Here is a 24,860-nt window from a genome sequence, read left to right on the forward strand (position 1 = left end):
ACTGGAATCAGGACAGAATTCCCAACCCACCCCCCGAATTTTCTGATCATGCAGTACCCTGTCGGGCCACGCGAGGGGGTGCGATGTCGTCGGAACCTACAGAGGTGCAGGTCAGGCCGGGAGTCGAGGATGACCTCGAGGCCCTCACGGCTCTCTACAACCACTATGTTCGTGAGACGGCGATCACATTCGATACCGCGATCTTCACTCCGGAAGAGCGCCGCCCTTGGCTGCTCTCCCACCCAGAAGACGGCCCTTACCGCCTGATGGTTGCCACGGCCCCGGACTCACAGCAGATTCTGGGCTACGCCACATCCAGCCCTTTCCGCGCGAAGCCCGCCTACGCGACCTCCGTGGAGACGACGGTGTACGTCGCCCCGCACGCCGGCCGCCGCGGCATCGGGACCCTCCTCTACAAGGCACTCTTCGAGGCACTGTCCGGCGAGGACCTGCACCGCGCCTACGCGGGCGTCGCCCAGCCGAACGAGGCCTCGGCCCGGCTGCACGAGCGCTTCGGCTTCCGGTACGTCGGCACCTACCGGGAGGTCGGCCGCAAGTTCGGCCGCTACTGGGACGTGGCCTGGTACGAGAAGCCCCTGTAGTCCCGGCTTCCCCGGAGCGGCCTCAGCCGAACTGCACCGACCGCTTCGCCAGCCCCATCCAGAAGCCGTCGATCACCGACTTGTGCGCGTCCAGCTCACCGGCCGCGTCGGCCGCACCCATGGTCACGAACAGCGGGGCGAAGTGCTCCGTGCGCGGATGGGCGAGCTGCCCCGCGGGCGACTTGCGGGTGAAGTCGAGCAGGGCGTCCACGTCACGCGCCTCCAGCGCCCGCCGGCCCCAGTCGTCGAACTCAGCCGACCAGGCGGGGATGCCGCCCTGCCGGAGCGCGGCCAGGTTGTGGGTGAAGAAGCCGGAGCCGACGATGAGCACGCCCTCGTCCCGCAAGGGGGCGAGCCTGCGGCCGATCTCCATGAGCCGGACCGGGTCGAGCGTCGGCATGGAGACCTGGAGGACCGGGATGTCGGCCTCCGGGTACATCTCGACGAGCGGGACGTACGCCCCGTGGTCGAGGCCCCGGTCGGGTACGTCCTGCACGGGCACGCCGGGGGCGCGCAGCAGCTTCCGTACCGACTCGGCGAGCTCCGGTGCGCCGGGGGCCTCGTAGGTCACCCGGTAGTAGTGCTCGGGGAAGCCCCAGAAGTCGTAGACGAGCGGGACGGTCTCGGTGGCGCCGATGGCGAGCGGGGCCTCCTCCCAGTGGGCGGAGACCATCAGGATCGCCCGGGGGCGCGGCAGGCCGGCCGACCAGGCGGCCAGTTCACCGGGCCAGACCGGGTCGTCCGCCAGCGGCGGGGCGCCGTGGCTGAGGTACAGAGCGGGCATGCGCTCCTGGGTGGCGGCGGACATGCTGCGGCTCCTTCCAAAACATGGTTCCCTAACAAAACTGTACGGGCCATTTGTTTAAAGTTCAAGGAGGGGCCACGTAGAGTGGAAGACATGAAGGCACCCGCATCCGCATCGGCACCGGGCTCCGCGGCAGAGCCTCCGGAACCGCGCTGGCTCACCCAGGAGGAGCAGCGCGTTTGGCGCTCGTTCATGGAGGGCGTCACCCTCCTCGACGACCATCTCGACCGTCAGCTCCAACGCGACGCGGGCATGCCGCACGTCTACTACGGCCTTCTGGTCAAGCTCGCCGAGGCGCCGAGGCGGCGGCTGCGGATGACGGAGCTCGCGATGCTGGCGAAGATCACCCGCTCCCGCCTGTCGCACGCCATCGCGCGCCTGGAGAAGAACGGCTGGGTGCACCGCGAGGACTGCCCCGACGACAAGCGGGGCCAGTTCGCCGTGCTCACGGACCAGGGCTACGAGGTACTGCGGCAGACCGCGCCGGGCCATGTCGAGGCCGTACGCCAGGCGGTCTTCGACCGGCTCACCCCGGAACAGCAGAAGTCCCTCGGCGAGATCATGCGGATCATCGCCGAGGGACTCCAGCCGGCCGAAGCGGGTGCGGACCTGCCCTGGCTCCGCTGAGCCGGGGCAGGTCCTGGAATCCGTAGGTACGAGGCGTCCCCTCCTCGTACCTACGGAGGGCCCGAAGGGGTGTTTCCGGGTGCCGTCAGTGGGCGACGACCGGGATCTGCACCTCGTCCGCCACGCCCTCGCCGGAACCGGAGCCGGTCACGGGCGTGCTGCCCGGACGGCCGGCGTTGACGAAGGTCAGGGCGATCGCGGCGGCCACGACGAGGATGCCGACGGCGAACCAGATGGCGCTCGTGTAGCCCTCCACCATGGCCTCCAGCTGGACCAGCTGCTGCTGGGACCGGCTGGTCGCCCCGGCGATGTGGTCGGCGACGTACGCCGTGGTCGCCGAGGCGGCGATGGTGTTCAGCAGGGCCGTACCGATCGCGCCGCCCACCTGCTGCGAGGTGTTGACCATCGCGGAGGCGACACCGGAGTCCCGCGGCTCCACCCCCTGCGTGGACAGCGACATGGCCGGCATGAAGGCCGTACCCATGCCCAGGCCGAGCAGGAGCATCGCCGGCAGCAGCAGGGCCGCGTACGAGGAGCCGATCTCCAGCCGGGTCAGCAGCAGCATGCCGAGCGCGGCGACCAGGAAGCCGGGGCCCATCAGCAGGCGCGGCGCGACCCGGGTCATCAGACGGGTGCCGATCTGGGTGGAACCCGTGATCATGCCCACGATCATCGGCAGGAACGCGAACCCGGTCTTGACCGGCGAGTACCCCTTCACGATCTGGAGGTAGTAGGTCAGGAAGAGGAACAGGCCGAACATCGCGATGATCGCGAGACCGAGGGAGAGGTAGACACCACCGCGGTTGCGCTCGGTGATCACGCGCAGCGGCAGCAGCGGTGCCTTCACCCGGGACTCGACGACCACGAAGGTCGCGAGCAGGACGGCGGAGGCCACGAACATGCCGATCGTCACGGAGTCGCTCCAGCCCTCGGACTCGGCGCGGGTGAAGCCGTAGACCAGGGCGACCAGGCCGAGGGTGGACAGGACCACGCCCGGGATGTCGAGCGGGGAGCGGTTGCGGCCGCCCTCCGGCTCGCGGATGACGAAGTACGCACCGGCCGCGGCGACGATGGCGAACGGGATGTTCACGAAGAACGTCCAGCGCCAGTCCAGGTACTCGGTGAGGAAGCCGCCCAGGATCAGACCGACGGCACCGCCGCCACCGGCGATCGCACCGTAGATGCCGAACGCCTTGGCGCGCTCCTTGGCGTCGGTGAACATCACGGCCAGCAGGGAGAGCGCGGCGGGCGCGAGCAGGGCTCCGAAGACACCCTGGAGCGCGCGGGCGCCGAACATCATCGCCTCGTTGGTGGCCGCACCGCCGAGCGCGGACGCCACGGCGAATCCGCCCAGGCCCACGACGAAGGCCTTCTTGCGGCCCCACAGGTCGGCTATCCGGCCGCCGAACAGGAGCAGACCGCCGAAGGCGAGGGCGTAGGCCGTGACGACCCACTGCCGGTTGCCGTCGGAGATGCCCAGGTCCTGCTGGGCGGAGGGCAGGGCGATGTTCACGATGGTGGCGTCCAGGACGACCATCAGCTGGGCCAGCGCGATGAAGACGAGCGCTTTCCAGCGGCCGGCGTCCGGCGAAGCCGCCGGGGCGCCGAGTGCCTTTGAGGCTGTTTCAGACATGGGGATACCCACTTCGGGACAAGTGTCGGAAAAAGTGACGGAAAAGGTGACGAAAAGGGTGTCGCTGAGGGACGACTCGACGACCGGCTCGGCCGTGAGCTGTGTGTGCTGACTGAGGTGGCGCCCGGAACTGATCGGTCAGGCTTGGCGGAGGTCCTCCATGGTCACTGCCGCGCCCGGCAGGGCGGAACGGGCCGGGGCCCGCAGTCCGTCCAGGAACAGCTGAAGATGACGGTGTACGAACGAGTCGGCGCTGAAACACGCCGTGCCGGCCGGGGGCCGGCTGAGCTGGGCCACGGCGACCATCACGTCACCGACGCCGACGTCGGGGCGGAGCTGGCCGGCCGCCTTGGCGCGGTCCATGACCTCCTGGAGGATCCGCTCCACGCGCTCGCGCGCAGCTTCCAGGTCGGGGTGGTTCTCGTCGAACGTGCTCGAGACCATCGGGCACAGCGCGCTGATCCGCTCGTCGGCGGAGGTGTGCACGAAGCGCTCCAGGGCCTCGAAGGCGTCCCCGGTCTCCGCGAGCGCGAGCTCGCCCGCCGCGACCGTACGGTCCAGCACGGAGCAGACGACCTCGCGCACGAGCGCGTCGCGGTCCGGGAAGTTGCGGTACACCGTGGCGTTGCCCACGCCGGCCCGGCGGGCGATGTCGTCGAGCGGCACCTCGGGGCCGTGCTCGACGAACATCTCCCGGGCGGCGGTGACGATCCGCTCCCGGTTGCGCAGGGCGTCGGCACGGGGCCGGGGCGCCTTGCGCGGTGCGGGGGTGGCGGTCTGCACGGCGTACTCCTGAGTGGTCTGAGTGTGCGGTGACGCGATCCGGGGAGAGGCTCCCCGTTTCAGTCGGACACATGGCTAAACGGGGACTGGGTCCCCGGTATTTCCCGCACCTGGGCTTTTTATTTGTGACCTGGGTCACGGTTCCGGCAGGACCACCGCTACTGACGGGAAACCCACGATCGGTCTCCTCCAACGCGCGCCCCCCACACCCCCCGACGCAGGGTGATCGCATGGGTGCAGCCGGAGACCGGAGGCTGCCGTGGCGCGGGAGGTCCCTTGCAGGTCCCTTGCATGCAGCCGCAGCCCCAGCGCCCCCGGTCGTACGGCTCGGGGCCGCCCGGCCGCCGGATACCCCGGCGGCGTCTGGCCGCCCTCGCCTGCGTGACCGCCCTGACCTTCACGGTCAGCACCTCGGCCGGCACCGGCCACCTCGCCCCGGGCGCCGGCACGGCCGGAGCGGGCCCGATCTCCCTGTCCCGCACCTCGGCGCACGCCCCCTGCATGATCCGCGGCGCCCGCCAGGTCCAGATGTCCGAGGGCATTCCCACCACCGCCGGCTACGCCCGCTCCACCGGCACCGTCCGCGCCCTCACCCTGATGATCGACTTCTCCGACGCACCCGGCGAGGGCGAGGCCCTGGACCGCTACCGGGAGTTCTTCCCGCAGACCCGGCACTGGTTCCGCACCAGCTCCTACGGCCGCCTCGACTACCGCCCCGAGACCCCGATCCCGGAGTGGCTGCGGATGCCGAAGTCCTTCGAGGAGTACGGCATAGAGCGCGGCGCCCCCTTCGACCCCGGGTACCGCGCGCTGGTCCAGGACCTCGTGGCCGCCGCCGACCCGAAGGTGGACTTCCGTGCATACGACCTGATGAACGTGCTGGTCACCCCGAACGCCGGCCCCTCCGCCCTCGACACCGTCCTCTCGGTCACCTTCGCCGGCAACCCCGAGGCCCCGACAGCCGACGGCATACCCGTGGCCAACGCCTCCTTCGTCTACTCCCGCCAGGACGACGGCTCCGGCTCCTACCGCCGCACCGGCTACCGCGTCCTCCCCCATGAGAACGGCCACGTCTTCGGCCTGCCCGACCTGTACACCGCGGAAGGCGGGGGCGCGGTCGGCCACTGGGACATCATGAGCGAGGACTGGGGCGCCAACAACGACCTCCTCGGCTGGCACAAGTGGAAGCTGGGCTGGCTGGACGCCGCACAGGTGCACTGCGTATCGGTCCCCGGCACCACGGAGCACACCCTGACGCCGCTGGCCCGCACGGGCGGCTCCAAACTGGTCTTCGTCCCCCTGGACAGCCGATCCGGCTACGCCGTCGAACTGCGCACCCGCGGCGGCAACGACGAGTCGGTGTGCCGCCCGGGCGTCCTGATCTACAAGGTCGACGCCGAGGTGGACACGGGCATGGGCCCGGTCACCGTCTTCGACTCCCGCCGCGACAGCGGCGGCTGCACGCGCGCGCCCAACGTCCACGCGGAGCTGTCCGACGCGCCGTTCAGGCCCGGGGAGACCTTCAGGGATCCGCGCAGGGGGGTCACGATCACGGTGGCGGGGGCGGATCTGGCGGGGGACCACCGGGTGCGGGTGACGCGGGAGTAGGCAGCGGGGGCGCCGGGGGGGAGGGAGGCCGCCACCGGCACCAGGGACGGGGAGGCCCCGCCGGCACCAGGGACGGGAAGGCCGCCGCCGGCACTGGGGCGATCGGCGAACGGGCATGGGGCCGATTCCGGATTACGGTAGGCCTGCCGCGACCGCCGTACCGGAGAGCCGATGCCAGCGAAACCCAGGAACGACGACCACGAGGGCGCGGCCCCACCGGCCGACGGGAAGACGGGGGCACCCGCCGAGGCCGTCACGCCGCTGATCCGCGGCATCGCGGTCCTGCGGGAACTGACCGAGGCGGACGGCACGCTGAGCCTCAGCGCCCTGGAACGGGCCACCGGCCTCGCCCGCTCCACGGTCGACCGCATCACGGCCACACTCGCCCGCATGGACTACGTCCGCGTGGACGGCAGGGACGTGCACCTGACCCCGCGCCTGATGGAACTGGGCAACGCCTACCTCTCCGCCCTGCGCCTCCCCGCTCTCCTCTCCGCCCGGGCGGACGCCCTGGCCGACGAACTGGACGAGTCGGTCTCCCTCGCGGTCGCCGACCGCGACGGCATCCGCTTCATCCACCAGGCGACCCGCCGCCGCGCGATGTCCCTGAGCTTCCGCATAGGCGACCTGCTCCCCGCCGAACGCACCGCGCCGGGCCCGCTGTTCGCGACGGAGTGGACCGACACCGACTGGCGGCACTGGCGGAACCGCAGGGCGTCGGACCCGAGGGACCTGTCCTTCACGGCCGTACCGCCACGCAGGTACGGAGCGGACGAACGAGCCGCCGAGGCCTTCGTCGCCCGCACGGAAGAGGCCGCAGCGAACGGCTGGGCCCTGGACGACCAACTGATCGAACCGGGCCTGGTGGCGGTCTCGGTACCGGTCCGGTCCCCGCACCCGGGCGACCGCCGGAGGATCGCCTGCGTGGCGAGCGTGGTCAGCCACACGAGCCGGCACACCGCACACGACCTGCGCACGACCCTGCTGCCGAGGCTGCGCTCGGCGGTGGCGGAGATGGAACGCGAACTGCACCGCACACCGCCCCCGGAGCCGGGCCCGCCCCCCTCGAACCTCGCTCTCTGGACGGGCGCGTCCAAGCAGCGGCTGGGCCGCGACTTCATCGAATCCCTGGCCCGGGGCCTGACGGTCCTCACGGCCTTCGGCGAGGGCAGGCCGGAGCTGACCCTCACGGAGGTGGCCCAGGCGACGGGCCTGGCCCGGGCGACGGCCCGCCGCGCACTCATCACCTACGAACACCTGGACCTGGTGACCACCCCGAGCCCCCGCACCTTCACCCTGACCCCCCGGGTCCTCTCCCTGGGCTTCCCACCCCTCTCCCGCACGTCCCTGCCCGAGATCGCCCAGCCCCACCTGTCCGACCTGACGTCCCGCATCCACGAGTCGACGTCGCTGGCGGTGCTCTCGGACTCGGGTGAGGAGATCCAGTGCACGGCCCGGGTGACGACGGGCCGGGTGATGAGCGTGAACATCACGGTGGGCACGCGCCTGCCGGCCCGCGCGACGGCACTGGGCCGCGTCCTGCTGGCGGACACACGCGACGAAGCACGACTCGGCCTGGCCTCGATCCGCTCCCAGGGCTACGCCCTGGTCGACGAGGAACTGGAAGAGGGCCTCCGCTCCCTCGCGGTCCCCGTCCGCGACCGGTCCGGAAGGGTGGTGGCCGCCCTGAACACAGCGATGCACGCCAGCCGTCACACCCTGCGGGAGTGCGTGACGGACCTGCTCCCCGAACTGACCTCGACGGCCACCCGCATCGAGTCGGACCTCCGCACCGCCGGCCGCTTCACCCATGTCCCCCTGACCTGACCCCCACACCCACCCGACCCGTATCCGGTACGCTGACGCCTGTGGTCCTCCCAGACCACAGGCACGCCGCTGCTTGCGTCCGATGCCACTGCCTTCGTAGCTCAGGGGATAGAGCACCGCTCTCCTAAAGCGGGTGTCGCAGGTTCGAATCCTGCCGGGGGCACAGAGAAACACCTGGTCAGAGGCCCTTCCGCCCATCGGACGGGAGGGCTTCTGTGCCTGCAGCACATATATGGCACACATGCCGTGGGTGAGGCCGGTGGGGAGCTGTGCAGGATGCCCGTCAAGGATGAGCTGGCTCGACGCCGGTACGAGAAGTTGATCGACCGGCTTGAGTCGATGATGCGGGCCGTACTCAGACCCGAGTACCAGGGCTACCACGGGCAGCTGGTCCTGAGCGGCGACGATCTTGCGGAGATGGGCGAACTCAAGGACGTTCGTCATGCCGCTCGGGAAGCAGGGTGCCGTCTCGGCTGGAAGACGACCACCCGTCTCGTCGGTGGCCGGCTCTTCGTGCTCGACGAGCGAGGGGTGCCCGAGGAGATCGAGCGGCTGGCCGCGGATGCGGCCGCTGCTGCGATGGACCGAGGTCGGGAGGAAGGCCGCCGACCGCGTGGCTAACCTGACCCAAGGGAATACGCAAAGGTCCGCCCCACCGCAACAGTGCGGTGGGACGGACCCTTCGGGCTGCAGCTCCCCGCACGGATTAGGCACACATCACGCGGCATCCTCCTCCAGGGCGGCCACCGCCTCGGCGGCCTCGCGGGCCATCCGCTCAGCCTTCTGCAGCTTGGCCTTCGCTTTGGCCAGTTGCTTGGCGCGGCGCTTGTGCATCTTCTTCGAGACCTCGTCCAGACGGTCCGGGAAGAGGTGCCCGTACGTGTCCAGGGTCAGCGTCGCGGACTTGTGGCCCAACATCGTCTGTACGACGTTGACGTCCGCGCCGCTGGCGATGGCGAGCGAGGCTGCCGTGTGGCGCAGCTTGTGCGGGGTGACCTTGAGGTGCCCCAAGTCGGCCTTCACGACGGCCGGCGCGAAGAAGCGCTGACGGAAGTTGCGGGCTCGTAGCGGTCCACCCTGCGGGGCGGTGAAGAGGAGTGCCTCGTCGCCCCGCCCCTGGACGTGGGGCTTCAGCTCCTCGGCCAGGAACCGTGGGATCGGTACGGACCGACGCTCGTGGTTCTTGGGGTGTCGAGGGGGTGTCGAGGTAGAGCTTGCCGTTGTCCTCGACGTACGCCTCGACGATGTGCGCCCGGCAGGCGTCGAGGTCGACACGGCCCACCTTCAGCGCAGATGCCTCGCCCCAGCGCAGACCGGTGTAGGCCAGCAGCAGGATGAACACGCGGTAGGTACCTGCCGCATTGGCCAGAGCGTCGACCTGCATGTCGTCGAGGTAGACCTGGTCGGTCGGTGCCGCTTTCGGGAGCGGCACTCCGACAGCCGGATTGACCGCCAGGCGACGGGACTTGACCGCGTAGCCAAGGATCTGCCTGAGGATGACGTACGCCTTGCGGACCGAGCGCGGGCTGAGCTTCCGGCCGCCCGTCGCCTGGCCGGATAGCATGTCGGCGAGCCACTCGGCGACTTCCTCGAAATGGATGCGGTCGAGGGGCGTGGTGCCCCATCGGGGGATCACATGAACGTCGAGAACACCGCGGTATCGGTTGCGAGTTGATCGCTTGAGGTGCAGCTGGGCAGCAAGCCAGGAGTCCGCCACCTCAGCGAACTTCACGCGTGCCGCGGCCGGATCGCGGTAGGAGCCGTCATTGAGGCGGGACTCCATCCTGAGCCGTTCGACGTCGGCGTCGATCTTGCCGGCCAGGGTCTTCATCTTGGGCTTACCGTCCGGGCCGTACCAGCGCACGCGGTAGCGCCCGGGTGGCGTACGCCCTGCCTGCTTGGCCTCAGCCACGGCCCGCACGTAGGCCGCGTGCCCTATGCGGTCCTCAATCCAGACGCGCGCCAATTAGCACCCCCTCCGGTCAGCAGCGGTCGCCAACGCGAGCGGTAGGAGCAGGGTCGCGGGAGGGACGCCGAGTGCGGTGGCGTCCGTTCCAGGCACACGGAACCCATCGCCAAACGGTTGGCCGTCGACATACGGCACGGGGAATTCCACCCGTCGCTCCTGCAGAAAATGCGCAGCATCGGCGCGCTGGAGAAGCCACTCTTCGTCCTCCTGGACAGCTTCGGTGGACCTGACATCCCGTACTCGCTACTGGACGAGCTGGGGCGCTACCGCAGCACCGAAGTGATGGTGACCTTCGAGCCCAGCTTCCTCACCCGGTTCGCAGAGAAGCACGACGGCTACCGTCAACGTGGCGACGAAGCCTTCGGCAACCAGGACTGGCAGGCCGTGTTCCAGCAGCCTTCCTCGCAGAAGTTCGCGTTCCTGCGCGAGCAGTATCGGGAGACTCTGCGCCGGGCCCGCTTCTCGCACACGCTGTATTTCGAGATGGTCGACGAGGGCGGCAGGAAGCTCTACTTGATCTTCGGCACCCAGCACGAACGAGGATTGGAGAAGATGAAGGATGCCATGTGGAAGGTGGATCCTTCCTACGGTGTGCGGTACCGGGACCCCCGGGACACACAACAGCAGATGCTGGACCTCGAACTCGAACCGGATACGGCTCCGCTGCGACGCATCCTGCACGACTCCATCTCCGAGGCGTTAACGGGCTAACCATCCCGGAACTTCAGCGATATGCCCTTTTGGAAACGGTCTATCGCCCCGCCCAAGTGATCAACGCCGTGCGCCAACTGCGTGATGCAGGCGTCGTGACGACTGAACCTCGTGCCATCAACACCAAAACCAGGGTGGCCCTGGCGACGTCCCCGCCCAAAACCAGCTCAGCGGCAGAACAGGTGGCCCTCTGGTGAGATGGCTGCGAGACGCATCCAGGGCACATGAGCCTGGGAAGCGGCGTCGAGCATTGAGAACTACCGAGAGCCGTTTCCGTAGGTCGGCCCGCATCTGCCCCAAGAACCCCAGGTCAGCTCCCCGCCTCTTGGAATCGCTGCACGAGTGAGAGACCTGTAGGGGATGGTGGTCGGCTGGAACCGTATCCGTATCCGAGCCTGTCAGTTGACGGCGGTGATCACCCCCGGGTCAGGCCCATCTCGCCGGCGCGTACTCCGGCCTGGAAACGGGAGCCCGCGTTGAGGGTGACGAGCAGTTCGGCGACCCGGCGGCGGTAGGTGCGCAGCGACATGCCGAGTTCCCGTGCGGCTGTCTCGTCGGTGATGCCGGAGGTCAAGGCGCGCAGGACCCTGCCGGTCTGGGCGTCGATCAGGGGCCGTTGCGGACTGAGGAAGGCAGCGAGGTCGGTCGCGCTCTCCCAAGCGGCTTCGAACAGCGCGTACGCCCCGTCGACCAAGGCCGGCGCGGCGCTCATGGTGTACGTGCGGTGTCCGTGAGCGGCCGGGGCGGACGTCATGGGACTGGTGAGGATCATGGTTCGCCGGTCGATGAAGAAGGTTCCCCGGGACAACGGGGTGGCGGTGATCCTGATCCGCATGCCGTGGGCAGCCATCTCGCGCAGGGCCTCCCGGTCGCGCTCTTCGGCGAGCACGGCGGGGCTGTACAGCTTGCGGGCCTGAACTGCCCCGTCACGACGCATCGTCAGGCGGGCGGCCTCACGGGCGCCGGGCCAGGTGTCCAGGTCGCGGGCGACGTTGACCCATTCCACGTCGTTGGACTCCGTCAAGGGCTTGATCCGCGCCCAGAATTCAAGATCACCGCGAAGCATCACGACCTGTGGCATACGTCCATTGTGCCGGTGGCAGCAACATGCCACGGGCTCGTCGGCCGATGCCGAGCCTTGCAGGCTGGAGCTCATGAGCAATGACTTCCGCCTCGGCGGCGACCTCCCCGTCAACCTGCTCGGCTTCGGCGCCATGCGCCTGCCTTCCAAGGACGGCATCGGCGGTCCCGCCCGCGACCCCGAGGCCGGCCGTGCCGTACTGCGCCGCGCCGTCGAACTCGGGGTCGACCACATCGACACCGCCGACTTCTACTTCAGCGCCGGCGGTGCGGTGCGAGCGAACACCCTGATCCGTGAGGCCCTGCACCCCTACCCGTCCGACCTGGTCATCGCCACCAAGGTGGGCCCAGTCGTCGGCCCCGACGGCCTCTCCCACGGCACCCCGGCCGACATGCGTGGCTTTGTCGAAGCCAACCTCGACGGCCTGGGCGTGGACCGCCTCGACCTGGTCTACCTGCGCATCGGCGCCATGGAACCCCCGCAGGGTGAGTCCCTCGCCGAGCGCTTCGAGGCGCTCGCGGCGCTGCGTGAGGAGGGCCTGATCCGTCACCTCGGCCTCAGCAACGTCGACACCGGTCATCTCGCGGAGGCTCGCGCCATCGCACCTGTCACTGCCGTGCAGAACCACGCCGCCCAGGGCGACGAAGCGGACGTCCTGGCCGCATGCGAGGAGTCCGGCATCGCCTTCGTGCCTTTCTTCCCGGTGGGTGGCGGTCGGGAACTCGACGACGAGCGTCTGGCCAAGGTGGCGGCCCGGCACCGCGCCACCGTCCCCCAGATCGGCCTGGCCCGGCTGCTGGCCTCATCGCCGGTGGCCCTGGCCATCCCGGGCACGGGATCCCTCTCCCACCTGGAGGAGAACATGGCTGCCGCCGCGATCGCCCTCACCGACGAAGACCTCGTCGACCTCTCCTGACATCGCACACGAAAGAAGCCCCCTGTCATGAAGCTGCTGATCCTCGGTGCGACCGGTCCCACCGGTCGCCATGTCCTCGACCTGGCCGTGCGATCCGGCGACTCGGTCACGGCCTTCGTCCGCAATCCGGCGGCCCTGGGTGACCTGGCCGAGCAGGTCACCACGGTCACCGGCGACGCCACCTCGCACCGCGACCTCGCCGCCGCGGCGGCCGGGCACGACGCGATCGTCTCCGCGCTCGGCAGGGGCAATTCGGTGCGCGCCGACGGCTTGTTCACGCGCGCCTCTGCGGCCGTGATCGGCGCGGCCGGAGAAGCGGGTGTCTCCCGTCTGGTGTGGCTGTCCTCGTTCGGTGTCGGCCACACCTTCGGCTGGTCGAGCAGCGCGCAGAAGCTGATCTACGGCACGCTGCTGCGGTCGATCTACGCCGACAAGGCGATCGCGGACGAGCGCATCCGCTCCAGCGGGCTGGACTGGACCGTGGTGTACCCGACCAGGCTGACCCACGGCCCCGTCAAGGGCACCTACCGGGCGGACGACCGGCTGCCGATGAAGGGCAACCCGACAATCAGCCGTGCGGACGTGGCCGCCTTCATGCACACGGCGGCACAGGGCAGCGAGTGGATCCACCGCACCGCCGTGATCTCCGACTGAGCGCCCACACCGCCCCCTATGACAGTCGTTATAGACGGGTGTAATATGCCGACCTCTATAACGACTGTCATAGGAGGATGCTGTGACGATCATTACCGTGAATGCCCCGAGGGGCCGCCTGGGCCTGGAGCAGCGCCGCGAGCTGGCCGAGACGCTGACGGACGCGGTACTGGTACCCGAGGTGGGGCAGCCGGCTCCGGCCGCCCGCGTCGGGTTCCAGGTGCACTTCGTCGAGCGCGAGCGGGACATGATGGCGATCGGCGGACGGCTGCTTTCGGACGCCGACCAGGAACTCGACGTGATGGTGATCGACATCGCGGTCATGGACGCCGCCTGGCAGCCGGACGTACGAGGCCAGGTCATCGAGCGCGTCCTTGCCGCACTGGCGGCGGCCTTCGGACTGGAGAAGCCGTCACCGACGTGGTGGGTCAACTTCCGCGTGATCGACGAGGGCAGCTGGGGCTCGTCCGGGGGCGTACTGTCCGTTCTCCCGCTCCTCGACAGCGGGGTGTTCACGGAGGAGAGGGTCAAGGCCGTCCGCGCCGCGCTGGGCGTCTGAAGCCCGAGGCGTCGAGCGCGGGCCGACTCAGCCCTTGATCGTGGCGAGGATCAGCGCCTGCAGTTGCTCCGCAGTGCGGTCGAGGGGCTCGATGCTGCGCTTGGCGCGGCACATGGCCACGGTCCCCTCTACGGCCGCGACGACGAGGGTGGCGAGCTGGACCGCCTCCTCGCGCTCGGCGCCACGCTCGCGCAGCGAGGCGGACAGCAGGCTCTCCCATGCGGTGAAGACGTCTGCGGCGGCTACCACGGCGGGGGGCGTCTCGTCAGTGGGCGGCTCCTCGATGGAGACGGCGAGAACCGGGCAGCCCGCCCTGAAGTCACTGTCGACGACGATCTTGCGCCACAGGGCGAGGAACGCCCGCAACCCGGCGACCGGCCCCGCCTCCAGCTCCTTCCGCAGACGGCGCGCGACCCACTCGCCCGTATAGCGGACGGCCTCGGTGGCCAACTGCTGCTTGCCTTCAGGGAAGTAGTGGTACGTCGAGCCGAGCGGCGCCCTGGCGTGCTTGGCCATCTCACGGATGCTCGTCGCGTTCAGACCACGCCGGCTGATCATGTCGGCCGCACCGGCCACAATCCGCTCGCGCGCCGCCGGGCTGGGCTTGGTCACGTACACGATCCCTTCTGACCCCACTGGCTATAACGGCCGTCATAGTCTAGCGTGACCGTCGCTTATAACGACCGTCATAGAACTGCGTCGTCGAGCGAAGAGTCGAACGAAACGAAGAGAGGTATGCCCATGCCGATGATCCGGCTCACGGCCCCGGCCGGCGCACTGACCGAACAAGGCCGCCAGAGCATCCAGCGCGACCTCGCCGCCGTGCTGCTGCGCTGGGAGGGCGCACCCGACACGGCGTTCTTCCGCGCCCAGGCGTGGAGCTACCTCACCGAACTGCCGGAAGATGCCCAGACCACCGCCGAGGACGACGCGCCGCGCTTCCTGGTAGAGGTCACCGTCCCGCAAGGAGCCCTGTCCGAGCGCCGCAAGGCGGGCCTGGTCGAGGAGGCGACCAAGAACGTCCTGGCCGCGGCCGGCCTCGGCCCGGACGACGCCCTGCGGGTGTGGGTGCTGGTGCATGAGCAGCCCGACGGCATGTGGGGCGCGGGCGGCTCCGTGATTCGCTACGACGACCTGGTGGCATTGGCGAAGGGACAGCGCACCGATGCGTGAACTGACCTATGTCGCCAAGCGCACCGTCGAGTGGCGCGAGACACCCGACCCGAAACTCCAGTCCGACGGGGAGGCGATCGTCGCACCGGTGGCCGCCACCTCCTGCGACGTGGACTCCTCCATCCTGGCCGGGCACGGTTTCATCGAGCCGCCCTTTGCCCTCGGCCACGAGTGTGTCGCCCGGGTCGTCGAAACCGGCGACGCCGTCACCGCCGTAGCCCCTGGTGACCTGGTCGTCGTCCCCTGGTCCGTCAACTGCGGTACCTGCGAGCGCTGCCGGGCCGGGCTGACCGCGCACTGCACCGCCGTCCCCTACATGGCGATGTACGGCGCACCGATCGGCGGCAGTTGGGGCGGGCTCTTCTCCGACCTCGTCCACGTGCCCTACGCCGACGCCATGCTGGTCCCGCTACCGGCCGGGCTGGACCCGGTCGCCATGGCGTCCGCCAGCGACAACTGGTCCCTGGCCTGGCGCCTGGTCGCCCCTCACCTCAAGGCCCGCCCCGGAGCACGCGTCCTGGTCGTCGCCCGCGGCAGCATCGGCCTCTACGTGTGCGACATCGCCCGCGCGCTCGGCGCCTCCGAGGTGCTCTACGTCGACCCCGACCCCGAACACCGCACCCTGGCTCGCGCGTTCGGAGCCGCCACCGCCGAAGCCCTGGAACCGATCCCCCAGGGCTACGACATCGCCGTCGAGGCCACCGGCCGCGTCGACCAGCTCGGCCTGGCCGTCAAGTCCCTGAGTCCGGAGGGGATCTGCGAGTCGGCGGGCAACCATTTCCGCCCCGGGGAGCTGCCCCTGCTCGACATGTACCTCACCGGCGTCACCCTGCGCATCGCCCGCGACAACGTACGCGCCCACATCCCCGACGCCCTCGAACTCGCCGCCTCTGGCAAGGTCGCCCCCGAGAAAGTCGTCTCCCACGTCATCGACTGGGAGGACCTGCCGACCGCGCTGCCGGAGAAGCACCTGAAGCCGGTCTTCGTCCGGGCCGATGACTGACCCCACCCGGCACTCACCCCACCAGCCCACTCCACCGAGAAGCCCGATGCACAGTTCCCTCACCGACCCGCCACCCACTGGCACTGCCACACAACCCACGCGAACGACAGCCGAGGAACTGGAACACCAAAGGGCGGCCATAACCCGCCTCGGCCACGAACTGCGCGCTCTGGTGGAAGCCACCGTCCGCACCGCCGCCTCCCCGGACACCCTCCACCGCGTGGCGGACGGCGTCCGTGCCGTCACCAGCCAGCTGACGGGCCGACGGCGGTCGCGGGCGGAGATCCCCGAGGTGGACGAGTTCCCCACAGGGACACGTATCTACAGCCCTGTGACCGGGGCCGGGAGCCCGCTGGCCCCGCCCGTATAGGTGAAGCCCACCGCCGACGGCCTGGTGGGTCACTGCACGCTCGGCATCGCCCACGAAGGGCCGCCCGGCTACGGCCACGGCGGCATGAGCGCCATGCTCCTGGACGAACTCATGGGCCGCGCCTGCGCAGCAGCCGGAACGCCCGGCCTGACCGTCTCCCTCCAGATGCGCTACCACCGCCCGGTCCCACTGGAGACACCTCTGCGGATCCTCGCCCGCGTCACCAGCACGGACGACCGCAAGATCTTCGTGAGCGGGTCGATCACCATCCAGACAGACCCTGACGCGATCCTCGTCACGGCCGACGGGGTCTTCATTGCTCCCGACCCCCACCGCACTCGCACCCTGTTCCCGGGGCTGCAAGCAGAAGCGTGACCGGTCGAGAACAGAGGGCGCATCCCCCGACCACGTTTCGGCTCGTCCTTCGAGGCAAGAAGCCATCCCGCAGAAGCACTTGCATGAGCAGCGGATCCCCCGTCAAAAGCTGCTGGCAGAACGGATCCAGCACACATGGGGCCGGGAAACCGCGTGAACACGCGAGAACTACGGAGGGGTGTTTTCCCAGGCCAGGCACCCCGAAGTGGGCGTTTCCGCAGGTCACAGGCTCGCTCACGGAAAACTCCTAAAGCGGGTGTCGCAGGTTCGAATACTGCCGGGGGCACCAGCCAAAAGGCCCCGGACCGATCATGGTCCGGGGCCTTTGACGTCCACCTCTGACATCAACGCGGGCGGTCACGGCGGCCATCCTTCCCGCCTCTGACACCGATGACGAGTAGGTGCCAGCGACGTCACGACGTGCACCACTACCGCACCAGAAACGACGGGGAACAGCGGGGAACCACGGTGAAAGCGACCCATCCCCGCGGGGCCTCACCGTAGCCGTACGCGCAGGTCAGAGCCCAGACGAACCGCACATGCCCGCAGCTTCCCAAGCTGAGAGCGCGAGTTCGATTCTCGTCACCCGCACCAATGAAAACCCCAGGTCAGCGACCTGGGGTTCATTGTTGAAGAACGTTGATCGATACGCTGCCTGCCACCACCGCGCCAACGGAAGGTGCGGCGCCGGAATCGTCCGGTGCCGCACCTTGCCGGACGTCTGTCCACGTGCTCAGCAGGGCACCGCCGACACCGGCGGCGCCCTCCCAGGTTCGAACAGCGGACCACGGCGATCTACGAGTCCCTCGACAAGGCCGCGACAGCATCGCGGACTCCAACGGCGTCTGGAAGAGTCGCGCGGCCAGTACCCCGAGGTGAAGCGCGCCCTACACGGCCTCGGCGTAATCGCCCCGCGCCCGGACGAACCCAAGTGCGATCCCCCACCCTGCGCTACCCGGTTCTTGGCCACCCGGCTCCGTCACCGTCGACGACGCTGCTCGGTTCCTGTGCGGCATGCCGTCTACGCCACTTCGATCACCCCTGGCGGTGATGCGACCGGCTCTCCGGCAACGCAAACGCGCCACATTCGAGCGCATGCCCACGTCAGTCATGTCCATGCCTTCCGCGTCGAGGGGTGCTCCCTTAGGCTCCTCCGCCGGACCGCAGGCGTTACCGACGGTAGGGGAGACCGGTCATGGGGCGAACGGGCAGCACGCGACGCACCTTTGTCGTGGGGGCCGCGGCCGCAAGCGGGGCGGTGGCGCTGGGCACCGGCACGGCGGCTTCAGCGGCACCGGCGCAGGGACGGCAGCAGGCCGTCGCCGTGCTCGGCGGTGGCGTCGCCGGGCTGACGGCGGCGCATGAACTCGCCGAGCGGGGCTTCGCGGTGACCGTCTACGAGCGCCGGGCGCTCGGCGGCAAGGCCCGCTCCATGGACGTACCGGACAGCGCGAAGGGAAGCCGCAAGCCACTGCCCGCGGAGCACGGGTTCCGCTTCATCCCGGGGATTTACCACAACCTCCCCGACACGATGCGGCGCATCCCCTTTCCCGGGAACGCAGGCGGCGTCTGGGACAACCTGATCGCACCCAAGGAGATGATGTTCGCGCGGAACAACGGCCGCGAGGATCTGCGGATACCCATCCCCGGGGAGAAGGAGCCCGCCGAGCTCACCCTCGACGACATCAGACGCGCCCTCACCGGTCTCCTGGAGACGGGATTCCATCTTCCTCTCCATGAGATCGCGTACTTCGTGAACCGCGCCGTCGTTTTCCTGACGAGTTGCGACGCGCGCCGCAACTCCACCTGGGAGGCCACCCCTTGGTGGACCTTCGTACGCGCCGGGCAGATGTCGAGGGAGTACCAGCGCATCCTCGCGGTCGGCGTCACCCGCAACATCGTCGCCACCAAGGCTGAGGAGGCCAGCACCCGCACGGTCGGCACCCTCGGCGAGGCCTTCGTTTTCAACGCGCTCGGACGGGGTGCGGACGGCCCACCCGACCGGATCCTCAACGCACCCACCAATGAGGCCTGGATCGACCCCTGGGTGGCTCATCTCACTTCCCTGGGCGTGGAGTTCCGTATCGGCTGGACCGTGCACGAGGTGAGGCTGGGCGGAGACGGGCGGGTCTCCGAGGCCGTCATCGAGGACGCGGACGGCGTCCGTCGCTCCATTACCGCCGATCACTATGTCTCCGCCATGCCGGTGGAGCACGCGCGGCGCACCTGGAGTGCCGGATTACGCGCTGCCGACCCACAGTTGGCGCGCTGCGACAAGCTGCAGACGGACTGGATGACGGGCCTTCAGTTCTATCTGACCGAGACGCCGCCCGTGGTACAGGGCCACTTCAACTGCATCGACTCGCCATGGTCACTGACCGCGATCGCCCAGGCCCGGCACTGGCCAGGGCGTGACTTCGCCGCCGACTACGGCGACGGCGTGGCCAAGGAGTGTCTGTCGGTGGATATCTCCGAGTGGGACAAGCCTGGCGTCCTGTACGGCAAAACGGCCAAACAGTGCACCCGCGAGGAGGTCGCACGCGAGGTGTGGGCACAGCTCAAGGACGCACTCAACGACACCGGCAAGACAGTGCTGCGCGACGGCACGCTGCACTCGTGGTTCCTGGACCCCGGAGTGGACGGGATCGGCACCCCGCACCCGACCAACCAGGACGAGCTGCTGATCCACCCCGTGGGCACGCTGCACAACCGCCCATCGGCCAGGACCACGGTCCCGAACTTCTTCCTGTCCGGGGATTACGTCGCCGTGGACATCGACCTCGCCACCATGGAGGGCGCGAACGCCTCGGCCCGTCAGGCGGTCAACGCCCTTCTGGATCAAGCAGGTTCGAGTGCGCCGCGCTGCACGGTCACCCCGCTGTTCCGGCCGCCGGAGCTCGAGAGCCTCAAGCGCCACGACCACTTCCGCTTCAAGGCCGGCCTGCCGAACGCGTTCGACCTGGGGTGATCCAGTCGGGATCGGTCGCTCGACCTCGTTCATTGAAGCGCTCAGCCTGTCGAGTCACGCACGGAGGACAGGTTCGGCTATGAGTTCGATGACACCAGCCGCGTACGAACGAGCGCTCGCAGCATCGCGGCGCCCGTCCATACCGCGGCAAAGTGCAGGAGTGCCGCGAGCGCGAGGCTTTCCGGCAGGGCCGCATCGGCCGGTTGCGCGACCGCCAGGTACAGGGTGAACGGAAGCTTCCAGCCGCTCCAGGCGAACAACGAGCCCGAGCCGAGCCAGCCGAGCACCATGGGGCCCCACCGAGGTACTCGTGCGGGCCGGCCACGGACGGCAGCCCAGGTGGCGGCGGACGCCACGAACGCCCAGAGCCCGAAGACTCCGGACAGCACGTGCCAAGCGAGGTCCCGCTCGCCGCGGTGGATTACACCTGCGGTGCCGCCCGCCGCCCAGTACAGCCAGATGAGACCGACGGTGGCGCCGACCACGGCCATCCATGGCGGCACCCTTGGCGTACCCACTCCACCGTCGCCGAGCCGACCCGTGAACGCGTCCGGCCAGCGTCGCCGCAAGTACGTGGGTGGTGCGATGGCCAGACCCAGCCCCATGCCTACAAAGCCGATCTGAACCAGCGCGGCCTCCCAGCCCGGCATCGACGGGCCCGCGTCACCCTCACTCTTCGGATTGCCATCCGCCGAGCCCAGCAGCGGACTGAGGACGGCGTACGGCAACACCGGGACGAGGAACCCCGTACCCACCCAAGCGCAGAAAGCCAACGGAGCTCCCGGTAGGCGCATCCCCCACGGCCGTACCAGCGCGAGCGCCACCGCGATACCGGTCGCTGCCATACCGATCGTTGCGCTGTTGAGCACCACCCACTCCACCTTGCCGAACCCGGTCCCGGCCGGCAGCAGCCCCAGGAGCGAACCGACCACCCACGACACCTTGATCAGCAAGTACGGCGTCAGTGCCAGTGCTGCCCCATACGCCGCGACGCTCCCGACCCGATCCCACCGATCCACCTGAACTCCTTCTCCGCCACGCCACTCAGGCCCGCGCATGCACGTTCTGGGGCGCGCGGCGCTTCCAGTACGCGACGGTCAGTACGGCCAGCAGCGGTCCCCACAGAATCAGCGGCGCGTAGCAGACGTAGAACCACGCGGTCTCCCATCCGCCCACCTCGCTGGGGAAGTTGGCGGGCAGGTCGTCACCTCGGATCGTGGTGCCCATGACCTGGGTGACGAGGGACAGGACGGTAATGAGCGTGAGGATCGTGGCACCGATGGCTGCCGGGATCACCGTTGCCTTCGTTGGGACACTGCGGCCCTGCAGGAAAGGCATCCAGCGCGGGAACACCTCGCCCCAACCGGCGATCAGCCCGATCGCCGTGAACGCAAGGGCTTCGGAGAGGATCGACAGTAGGACGATGTACGCCTTCTCGCCGAGCCCGATTCCATCGTCGAACACGGCCGGCAGGCGCCAGATGCTGGATGGCAGGACGGCTAACGGCACGGCATAGGCCACTAGTTGCATCCGCCGAGATACTCCGGCAGCGGGCTTGTGGGCCGCCTGCCATGCGGCGCAAAGCCGCCCGGGGCGAGCGGCTGCGGTGTCCTCGACGTGTGGGAACGGCTGCATGCGCGGTCCTCGGTTCGGTGACTGGTGGTCGGCCGGTTTCGATTACGAGAGTCGCAGGCACAGGGGCCGTCGAGGATCGCTCCGTGGGTCGAAGTCGGTTCCGCCGTCAAGACGAGGGAACATGCGACCAAAGGATGGCGTAGGGGTGTCGGCCCCACCCTTGAGGTAGAACGCCAGCGGCTCATGCCCGGCTGCATGCAACTGCTGCAAAGCCAAGAAGCCACTGAGCCCGGTGAGTTGGAAGGCGTCTGAGCCAGTGGACTGACGCGAGTCGACGCGTGCCACAGTCGTGCCAGATGCAGGGGTCAGCCACGGTCAACACGGGGAGGCGCGGACACACCCCGTGCCCCTACCCCGAACGATGAAGCCGCAGGTCACCAGCCGGAAACCCCAGCCTCTCCCCCAAAGCGGGTGTCGCATGTTCGAATCCTGCCGGGGGCACCAGCCAAAAGGCCCCGGACCGATCATGGTCCGGGGCCTGCGCCGGAGGCGACTCCGTCCCCCGTGTGGAAGGTGGCAGCGCCATGCCTGCGGCGTGCAGCTGCCTGTGGGGTCAGCCGTACGACGCCGAGGGACCGTTGAGCCGCGTCATGTCGCGTTCCGTACCGTGCCGGTGGCCTCCGGCCCCTTGACGTCCTTGTCGCCGTCGGCCGTGCTCAGCCGCAACAGAAGGGACTCGACCGGCTCGGTCACCCGGTCGGCGATGGTGGGCACCTTCACTTCGACGCTCCTGCTGCCCGCGGGAATCTCGAACGACAGACGAGGTTCGTCCGGCAGCCGCGACAGCTGCCGCTGCGGACCGGGTGAGACGTCGAAGTTCTCCTTCAACCACGAGGGGGAGACATCCTGGGTGGACAGCTCGGCGCCACGGCGGACGGGCCGGATCCGCAGGTCTCCGTACAGGGGTTCGTCGGCTGCCGCGGACAGGCTGATCCGCCAGATCAGTTGCCTGCCCTCGGTGACACGGTCGGCGACCGGTGTCACCCGCATGATGGGCCTGGGGTCGTCGTTCTCCACGATGATCTTGCCGCGATGGGAGCCGACCACCGCGCCGTGGACCGACTTGACGAACACCGGACGGTCGGCCTCGTCCTCGTAGCGGTCGTCGCCCTTCACCGTCATCCGTACGTTGACGGGCGCGCCCGGGCGGACCGTCACCGTGCGCACGACCGGGTACTTGTGTCCCGGCTCGTCCACGAACACCCGGACCTGGCCGCTGCCCTTGCCGGAGACCGTCACCGGCACCTGATAGGTGCGCGTGCCGGGGCCGCCCTCCTTGACGGTCGTACGGCCGACGTCCACGCGGGCGAGTTGAGCCGGCTCGACCGCGGGGGTGCCGGGGCGCCAGCCCCAGGCGTCCACCAGCCACGCCTTTCCGGACGACGTGCGGGGGGTGAGGTGGAGAGTCTTGATGTGTGTCAGGTCGAGTCCGGCCCTGGCCGCGGCGGACAGCGGTACGCGGACTTCGCGCGCCCAGTACGAGGACGTCAGGCTGGTGCCGGGCAGGCCGTCGACGCGGACGCGGCCGAGAGTGGCCCGCTTGCCGGATGCGTCGGTGAGTGACACGTCCAGCCGGGTGCCGGTGGTGTTGGGCGGCACGATCACCCGCAGGGTCAGCGCCTTGGCGCCGGACAGGGAGACCGGGCGAGCGGGGCTGAGCCGGGTGGCGGCGCCGGACTTGGTCCAGCTCATGGCCAGCGCGTAGCGGCCGGGCTCCTTCTGCGTCTCCCAAAGGGCGAAGTGCGGCGAGGCATCTTGGAGGCGGGACGGCAGGCAGGAGGTGGCCGGGTCCGTGTCCACCTGGGCGCACAGTCTGCCGCCGCCGACCGTGGCGGAGGTGTCCGGCAGGAAGGCTCCGCCGCGCCCGGCGCCGAGGGCGTGGGTGTACACCTGGGCGGGCCCGGCGGAGGCGGCGCGCACGCCGGAGCCGTCGATCAACGGGCGGGCCCGGTCGTCCCGGGCGATGAACAGCCGGGCCGCGGCGGCGATGTAGGTGGATCCCGCCTTCTGCTGCTGCTTGGCGGTCAGACGGGTCTTGACGCCCTTCGAGCACAACCGGTCGTCGTGGTCGCCGGAGTAGGTGAAGTCGTCCTCTGCGAAGGCCGCGGCCTGGCCGGGAGTCCACTCGGTGTTGAAGTAGTTGTGGTTCGCGCCGACCATGTAGACCGCGCTGTGCAGGGCCGTGCCGCGGCTGACACCACGCGTGCCGTCGACGTACGTCTCGCCCTGCAGATTGGGCATGTCGCCGTCGCAGCCCGGCAGGATCGTCATGGACGGCACGTCGGGGACGGGGTTCTGGGCCAGGGCGGAGGGGGCTATCAGTACGGTGCCGCGAATCGTCCAGCGGACGCGGCCCCGGTAGCCGTCCTGCGCGGCGGGTGGCGGGTACAGGCTGTCCAGAGCGGCCCGGTTGACGGCCTCACCGCCTCGCGAGTGCCCCACCAGCAGCACACGTCCCAGGTCGGCTCGGGGCGCCTTGCGCACGGCCGCCGGTGCCTTGGACGGGTCGGCGGCCCAGTCCGCCCAGTGCCCCAGGTGCAGTCGTATCAGGGACGACCGGAACCCTGCGCTGCCGTCCGCCCTCACCACGTCCTGGGCGTTGATGCCGTTGGCCGAGATCGACACCGTCACATAGCCCTGGGAAGCCAGCAGCTTTTGGTCGTGCAGGTGACCGCGGTAACTCGGCACCGGCTTCTTACCGGTGCCGCACGGCCACTCCGCGGTCAGCGTTCCTTCCGCGTCGAAGCAGGTGTCATGGCGTCCGTGCAGGAAGAGCGCCAACGGCCGGCGGCCCGTGGCACCGGCCGGCGCCACGACCATGGCCTTCATCTCCACCCGTGTGTCCAGCCCCGGCAGGCGCACCGACGGCAGGGAGTACTCGCCCTGGACGGTACGGAACTTTCCGGCGACACCGGGATCGATCTTGTGCACAGGGTTCGCGGGCGGGGTTCCCGTCAGAGGCGACGCGGCCGAAGAGCCTTCGAGGTCGCGTGCGCGCCCGGCGTCCGTTCCCTCCGCGTCCAGCCGCCGTCCTGCGGCCTCGACCCGCAGATCCCGCGCCTGCCCGAGACGTACCCCGTCCAGCGGAAGCCTCAGGGTGCGCCCGTCCGTGGCAGCCGCGGGATGCCCCAGCAGCCGGCCCCCACTGCGGAACTCGATCCGGGCACCGCCCATCGGCACCCGGCCGGGTGAGCGCCACTCCAGCTTCTCCGTCCCGCCCGAACCGGTGATCCTCCAGCCGTCGGGAAGGTGCGGTGAGGCGCCGGCGGACGGTCTCTGGGGCTCCGGGTCGGGTGCGGCTTGCACCGCGCCCGGCCATCCCCACGCCATCGCGAAGGCCGCCGTCACGGCGGCCGTCATGGCGGCCGCCATGCGCGGGATACGTGTCACGTCTCGTTTCTCCTTGTCGTCGGATGTGCGGTCGGATTGCATGCCGGACGGAGCTGGACAGCATTGCTCCCGGGCCCTCGGCGGCCAGCGGTGCCCGGTGGACGGGCCGGTGGGCGATGCGGCTCGCACGGGCGAACGGCTGTGGCCACGGCGGACCGGCCCCGTTCACGG

The 24,860-nt window shown here is 69.5% G+C and carries 23 protein-coding genes and 1 tRNA gene; 15 read left to right on the forward strand and 9 right to left on the reverse strand.

What is annotated here, in order from left to right; all coding sequences use genetic code 11:
• The first annotated feature begins 83 nt into the window (after positions 1-83).
• Positions 84-602, forward strand: coding sequence for a GNAT family N-acetyltransferase (locus ABFX81_RS24275; RefSeq protein WP_086840342.1), 519 nt, complete (start codon positions 84-86; stop codon positions 600-602).
• 22 nt (positions 603-624) lie between these two features.
• On the opposite strand, the gene ABFX81_RS24280 is transcribed toward ABFX81_RS24275, so the two are convergent.
• Positions 625-1,410, reverse strand: a complete 786-nt coding sequence (locus ABFX81_RS24280; RefSeq protein ID WP_346138646.1) for a dioxygenase family protein — start codon at positions 1,408-1,410, stop codon at positions 625-627.
• A 90-nt stretch (positions 1,411-1,500) separates the two neighbouring features.
• On the opposite strand from ABFX81_RS24280, the gene ABFX81_RS24285 reads away from it, so the two are divergent.
• Positions 1,501-2,034, forward strand: coding sequence for a MarR family transcriptional regulator (locus tag ABFX81_RS24285; RefSeq protein WP_086840350.1), 534 nt, complete (start codon positions 1,501-1,503; stop codon positions 2,032-2,034).
• A gap of 85 nt (positions 2,035-2,119) precedes the next feature.
• Here ABFX81_RS24285 and ABFX81_RS24290 read toward each other — a convergent pair whose 3' ends face one another.
• Positions 2,120-3,667, reverse strand: coding sequence for a DHA2 family efflux MFS transporter permease subunit (locus tag ABFX81_RS24290; protein ID WP_086840341.1), 1,548 nt, complete (start codon positions 3,665-3,667; stop codon positions 2,120-2,122).
• 138 nt (positions 3,668-3,805) lie between these two features.
• Positions 3,806-4,450, reverse strand: a complete 645-nt coding sequence (locus ABFX81_RS24295; protein ID WP_346138647.1) for a TetR/AcrR family transcriptional regulator — start codon at positions 4,448-4,450, stop codon at positions 3,806-3,808.
• Positions 4,451-4,741: 291 nt separating this feature from the next.
• On the opposite strand from ABFX81_RS24295, the gene ABFX81_RS24300 reads away from it, so the two are divergent.
• From ABFX81_RS24300 to ABFX81_RS24315, 4 genes are all read left to right on the forward strand, one after another.
• A complete protein-coding gene (locus tag ABFX81_RS24300; RefSeq protein ID WP_346138648.1) occupies positions 4,742-6,058 on the forward strand; it encodes a M6 family metalloprotease domain-containing protein in 1,317 nt (438 codons plus the stop codon).
• A 171-nt stretch (positions 6,059-6,229) separates the two neighbouring features.
• Positions 6,230-7,885 (forward strand): IclR family transcriptional regulator domain-containing protein, encoded by a 1,656-nt coding sequence (locus ABFX81_RS24305; RefSeq protein ID WP_346138649.1) that lies wholly within the window; start codon positions 6,230-6,232, stop codon positions 7,883-7,885.
• A 90-nt stretch (positions 7,886-7,975) separates the two neighbouring features.
• A tRNA-Arg gene (locus tag ABFX81_RS24310) sits at positions 7,976-8,048 on the forward strand.
• 113 nt (positions 8,049-8,161) lie between these two features.
• On the forward strand, positions 8,162-8,506 hold the full coding sequence (locus tag ABFX81_RS24315; protein WP_086839493.1) for a hypothetical protein: 345 nt from the start codon (positions 8,162-8,164) through the stop codon (positions 8,504-8,506).
• Positions 8,507-8,602: 96 nt separating this feature from the next.
• On the opposite strand, the gene ABFX81_RS24320 is transcribed toward ABFX81_RS24315, so the two are convergent.
• On the reverse strand, positions 8,603-9,160 hold the full coding sequence (locus ABFX81_RS24320) for a tyrosine-type recombinase/integrase (protein WP_346138650.1): 558 nt from the start codon (positions 9,158-9,160) through the stop codon (positions 8,603-8,605).
• 859 nt (positions 9,161-10,019) lie between these two features.
• Here ABFX81_RS24320 and tcmP point away from each other — a divergent pair.
• Positions 10,020-10,565 carry a three-Cys-motif partner protein TcmP gene (tcmP, locus tag ABFX81_RS24325; RefSeq protein WP_346138651.1) on the forward strand — a complete coding sequence of 182 codons (546 nt, stop codon included), beginning with the start codon at positions 10,020-10,022 and terminating at the stop codon, positions 10,563-10,565.
• A gap of 415 nt (positions 10,566-10,980) precedes the next feature.
• Here tcmP and ABFX81_RS24330 read toward each other — a convergent pair whose 3' ends face one another.
• The gene (locus ABFX81_RS24330; protein WP_086839491.1) at positions 10,981-11,646 is read right to left on the reverse strand and encodes a response regulator transcription factor; all 666 of its coding nucleotides are present in this window, start codon (positions 11,644-11,646) and stop codon (positions 10,981-10,983) included.
• 73 nt (positions 11,647-11,719) lie between these two features.
• Between ABFX81_RS24330 and ABFX81_RS24335 the strand changes: the two genes are divergently transcribed.
• The 3 genes from ABFX81_RS24335 to ABFX81_RS24345 all read left to right on the forward strand — a co-directional run bounded on the left by ABFX81_RS24335 (position 11,720) and on the right by ABFX81_RS24345 (position 13,775).
• Positions 11,720-12,562 carry an aldo/keto reductase gene (locus ABFX81_RS24335; RefSeq protein ID WP_086839490.1) on the forward strand — a complete coding sequence of 281 codons (843 nt, stop codon included), beginning with the start codon at positions 11,720-11,722 and terminating at the stop codon, positions 12,560-12,562.
• A gap of 27 nt (positions 12,563-12,589) precedes the next feature.
• Entirely contained in the window at positions 12,590-13,216 is a 627-nt protein-coding gene (locus tag ABFX81_RS24340; RefSeq protein ID WP_086839488.1) for an NAD(P)H-binding protein, read from the forward strand.
• Between the two features lie 82 nt (positions 13,217-13,298).
• Positions 13,299-13,775, forward strand: coding sequence for a tautomerase enzyme (locus ABFX81_RS24345; protein ID WP_086839486.1), 477 nt, complete (start codon positions 13,299-13,301; stop codon positions 13,773-13,775).
• Between the two features lie 27 nt (positions 13,776-13,802).
• Here the strand turns inward: ABFX81_RS24345 and ABFX81_RS24350 are convergent, their stop codons facing one another.
• The gene (locus tag ABFX81_RS24350; protein ID WP_086839503.1) at positions 13,803-14,387 is read right to left on the reverse strand and encodes an LmrA/YxaF family transcription factor; all 585 of its coding nucleotides are present in this window, start codon (positions 14,385-14,387) and stop codon (positions 13,803-13,805) included.
• Positions 14,388-14,516: 129 nt separating this feature from the next.
• Here ABFX81_RS24350 and ABFX81_RS24355 point away from each other — a divergent pair, with 129 nt between their 5' ends.
• The 5 genes from ABFX81_RS24355 (at position 14,517) to ABFX81_RS24375 (ending at position 19,664) form a co-directional block, all read left to right on the forward strand.
• A complete protein-coding gene (locus ABFX81_RS24355; RefSeq protein ID WP_086839501.1) occupies positions 14,517-14,948 on the forward strand; it encodes a tautomerase family protein in 432 nt (143 codons plus the stop codon).
• The gene (locus ABFX81_RS24360) at positions 14,941-15,951 is read left to right on the forward strand and encodes an alcohol dehydrogenase catalytic domain-containing protein (RefSeq protein WP_086839484.1); all 1,011 of its coding nucleotides are present in this window, start codon (positions 14,941-14,943) and stop codon (positions 15,949-15,951) included. The genes ABFX81_RS24355 and ABFX81_RS24360 overlap by 8 nt, the downstream gene beginning before the upstream one ends.
• Positions 15,952-16,123: 172 nt before the next feature.
• The gene (locus ABFX81_RS24365) at positions 16,124-16,321 is read left to right on the forward strand and encodes a hypothetical protein (protein ID WP_346138652.1); all 198 of its coding nucleotides are present in this window, start codon (positions 16,124-16,126) and stop codon (positions 16,319-16,321) included.
• Complete coding sequence (locus ABFX81_RS24370; protein WP_346138653.1) at positions 16,322-16,696, forward strand: PaaI family thioesterase; 375 nt, start codon at positions 16,322-16,324, stop codon at positions 16,694-16,696.
• Positions 16,697-17,891: 1,195 nt separating this feature from the next.
• Positions 17,892-19,664 carry an FAD-dependent oxidoreductase gene (locus ABFX81_RS24375; RefSeq protein WP_086839482.1) on the forward strand — a complete coding sequence of 591 codons (1,773 nt, stop codon included), beginning with the start codon at positions 17,892-17,894 and terminating at the stop codon, positions 19,662-19,664.
• A gap of 77 nt (positions 19,665-19,741) precedes the next feature.
• Here ABFX81_RS24375 and ABFX81_RS24380 read toward each other — a convergent pair whose 3' ends face one another.
• The 3 genes from ABFX81_RS24380 to ABFX81_RS24390 all read right to left on the reverse strand — a co-directional run bounded on the left by ABFX81_RS24380 (position 19,742) and on the right by ABFX81_RS24390 (position 24,659).
• On the reverse strand, positions 19,742-20,683 hold the full coding sequence (locus ABFX81_RS24380) for a hypothetical protein (RefSeq protein WP_346138654.1): 942 nt from the start codon (positions 20,681-20,683) through the stop codon (positions 19,742-19,744).
• Positions 20,684-20,708: 25 nt separating this feature from the next.
• On the reverse strand, positions 20,709-21,299 hold the full coding sequence (locus tag ABFX81_RS24385) for a hypothetical protein (RefSeq protein WP_086839478.1): 591 nt from the start codon (positions 21,297-21,299) through the stop codon (positions 20,709-20,711).
• Between the two features lie 588 nt (positions 21,300-21,887).
• Positions 21,888-24,659, reverse strand: coding sequence for an alpha/beta hydrolase (locus tag ABFX81_RS24390; RefSeq protein WP_346138750.1), 2,772 nt, complete (start codon positions 24,657-24,659; stop codon positions 21,888-21,890).
• Positions 24,660-24,860: the final 201 nt, after the last annotated feature.

Source organism: Streptomyces coeruleofuscus (assembly GCF_039532725.1).
Taxonomy (GTDB): domain Bacteria; phylum Actinomycetota; class Actinomycetes; order Streptomycetales; family Streptomycetaceae; genus Streptomyces; species Streptomyces coeruleofuscus.

Bases quoted from the DNA above. Each gene is read 5' to 3' on its own strand.
- ABFX81_RS24275 (WP_086840342.1), top strand. From the start codon at position 84: ATGTCGTCGGAACCTACAGAGGTGCAGGTCAGGCCGGGAGTCGAGGAT.
- ABFX81_RS24280 (WP_346138646.1), bottom strand. From the start codon at position 1,410: ATGTCCGCCGCCACCCAGGAGCGCATGCCCGCTCTGTACCTCAGCCAC.
- ABFX81_RS24285 (WP_086840350.1), top strand. From the start codon at position 1,501: ATGAAGGCACCCGCATCCGCATCGGCACCGGGCTCCGCGGCAGAGCCT.
- ABFX81_RS24290 (WP_086840341.1), bottom strand. From the start codon at position 3,667: ATGTCTGAAACAGCCTCAAAGGCACTCGGCGCCCCGGCGGCTTCGCCG.
- ABFX81_RS24300 (WP_346138648.1), top strand. From the start codon at position 4,742: ATGCAGCCGCAGCCCCAGCGCCCCCGGTCGTACGGCTCGGGGCCGCCC.
- ABFX81_RS24305 (WP_346138649.1), top strand. From the start codon at position 6,230: ATGCCAGCGAAACCCAGGAACGACGACCACGAGGGCGCGGCCCCACCG.
- ABFX81_RS24315 (WP_086839493.1), top strand. From the start codon at position 8,162: ATGCCCGTCAAGGATGAGCTGGCTCGACGCCGGTACGAGAAGTTGATC.
- tcmP (WP_346138651.1), top strand. From the start codon at position 10,020: ATGCGCAGCATCGGCGCGCTGGAGAAGCCACTCTTCGTCCTCCTGGAC.
- ABFX81_RS24330 (WP_086839491.1), bottom strand. From the start codon at position 11,646: ATGCCACAGGTCGTGATGCTTCGCGGTGATCTTGAATTCTGGGCGCGG.
- ABFX81_RS24335 (WP_086839490.1), top strand. From the start codon at position 11,720: ATGAGCAATGACTTCCGCCTCGGCGGCGACCTCCCCGTCAACCTGCTC.
- ABFX81_RS24340 (WP_086839488.1), top strand. From the start codon at position 12,590: ATGAAGCTGCTGATCCTCGGTGCGACCGGTCCCACCGGTCGCCATGTC.
- ABFX81_RS24355 (WP_086839501.1), top strand. From the start codon at position 14,517: ATGCCGATGATCCGGCTCACGGCCCCGGCCGGCGCACTGACCGAACAA.
- ABFX81_RS24360 (WP_086839484.1), top strand. From the start codon at position 14,941: ATGCGTGAACTGACCTATGTCGCCAAGCGCACCGTCGAGTGGCGCGAG.
- ABFX81_RS24375 (WP_086839482.1), top strand. From the start codon at position 17,892: ATGGGGCGAACGGGCAGCACGCGACGCACCTTTGTCGTGGGGGCCGCG.
- ABFX81_RS24385 (WP_086839478.1), bottom strand. From the start codon at position 21,299: ATGCAGCCGTTCCCACACGTCGAGGACACCGCAGCCGCTCGCCCCGGG.
- ABFX81_RS24390 (WP_346138750.1), bottom strand. From the start codon at position 24,659: ATGACGGCCGCCGTGACGGCGGCCTTCGCGATGGCGTGGGGATGGCCG.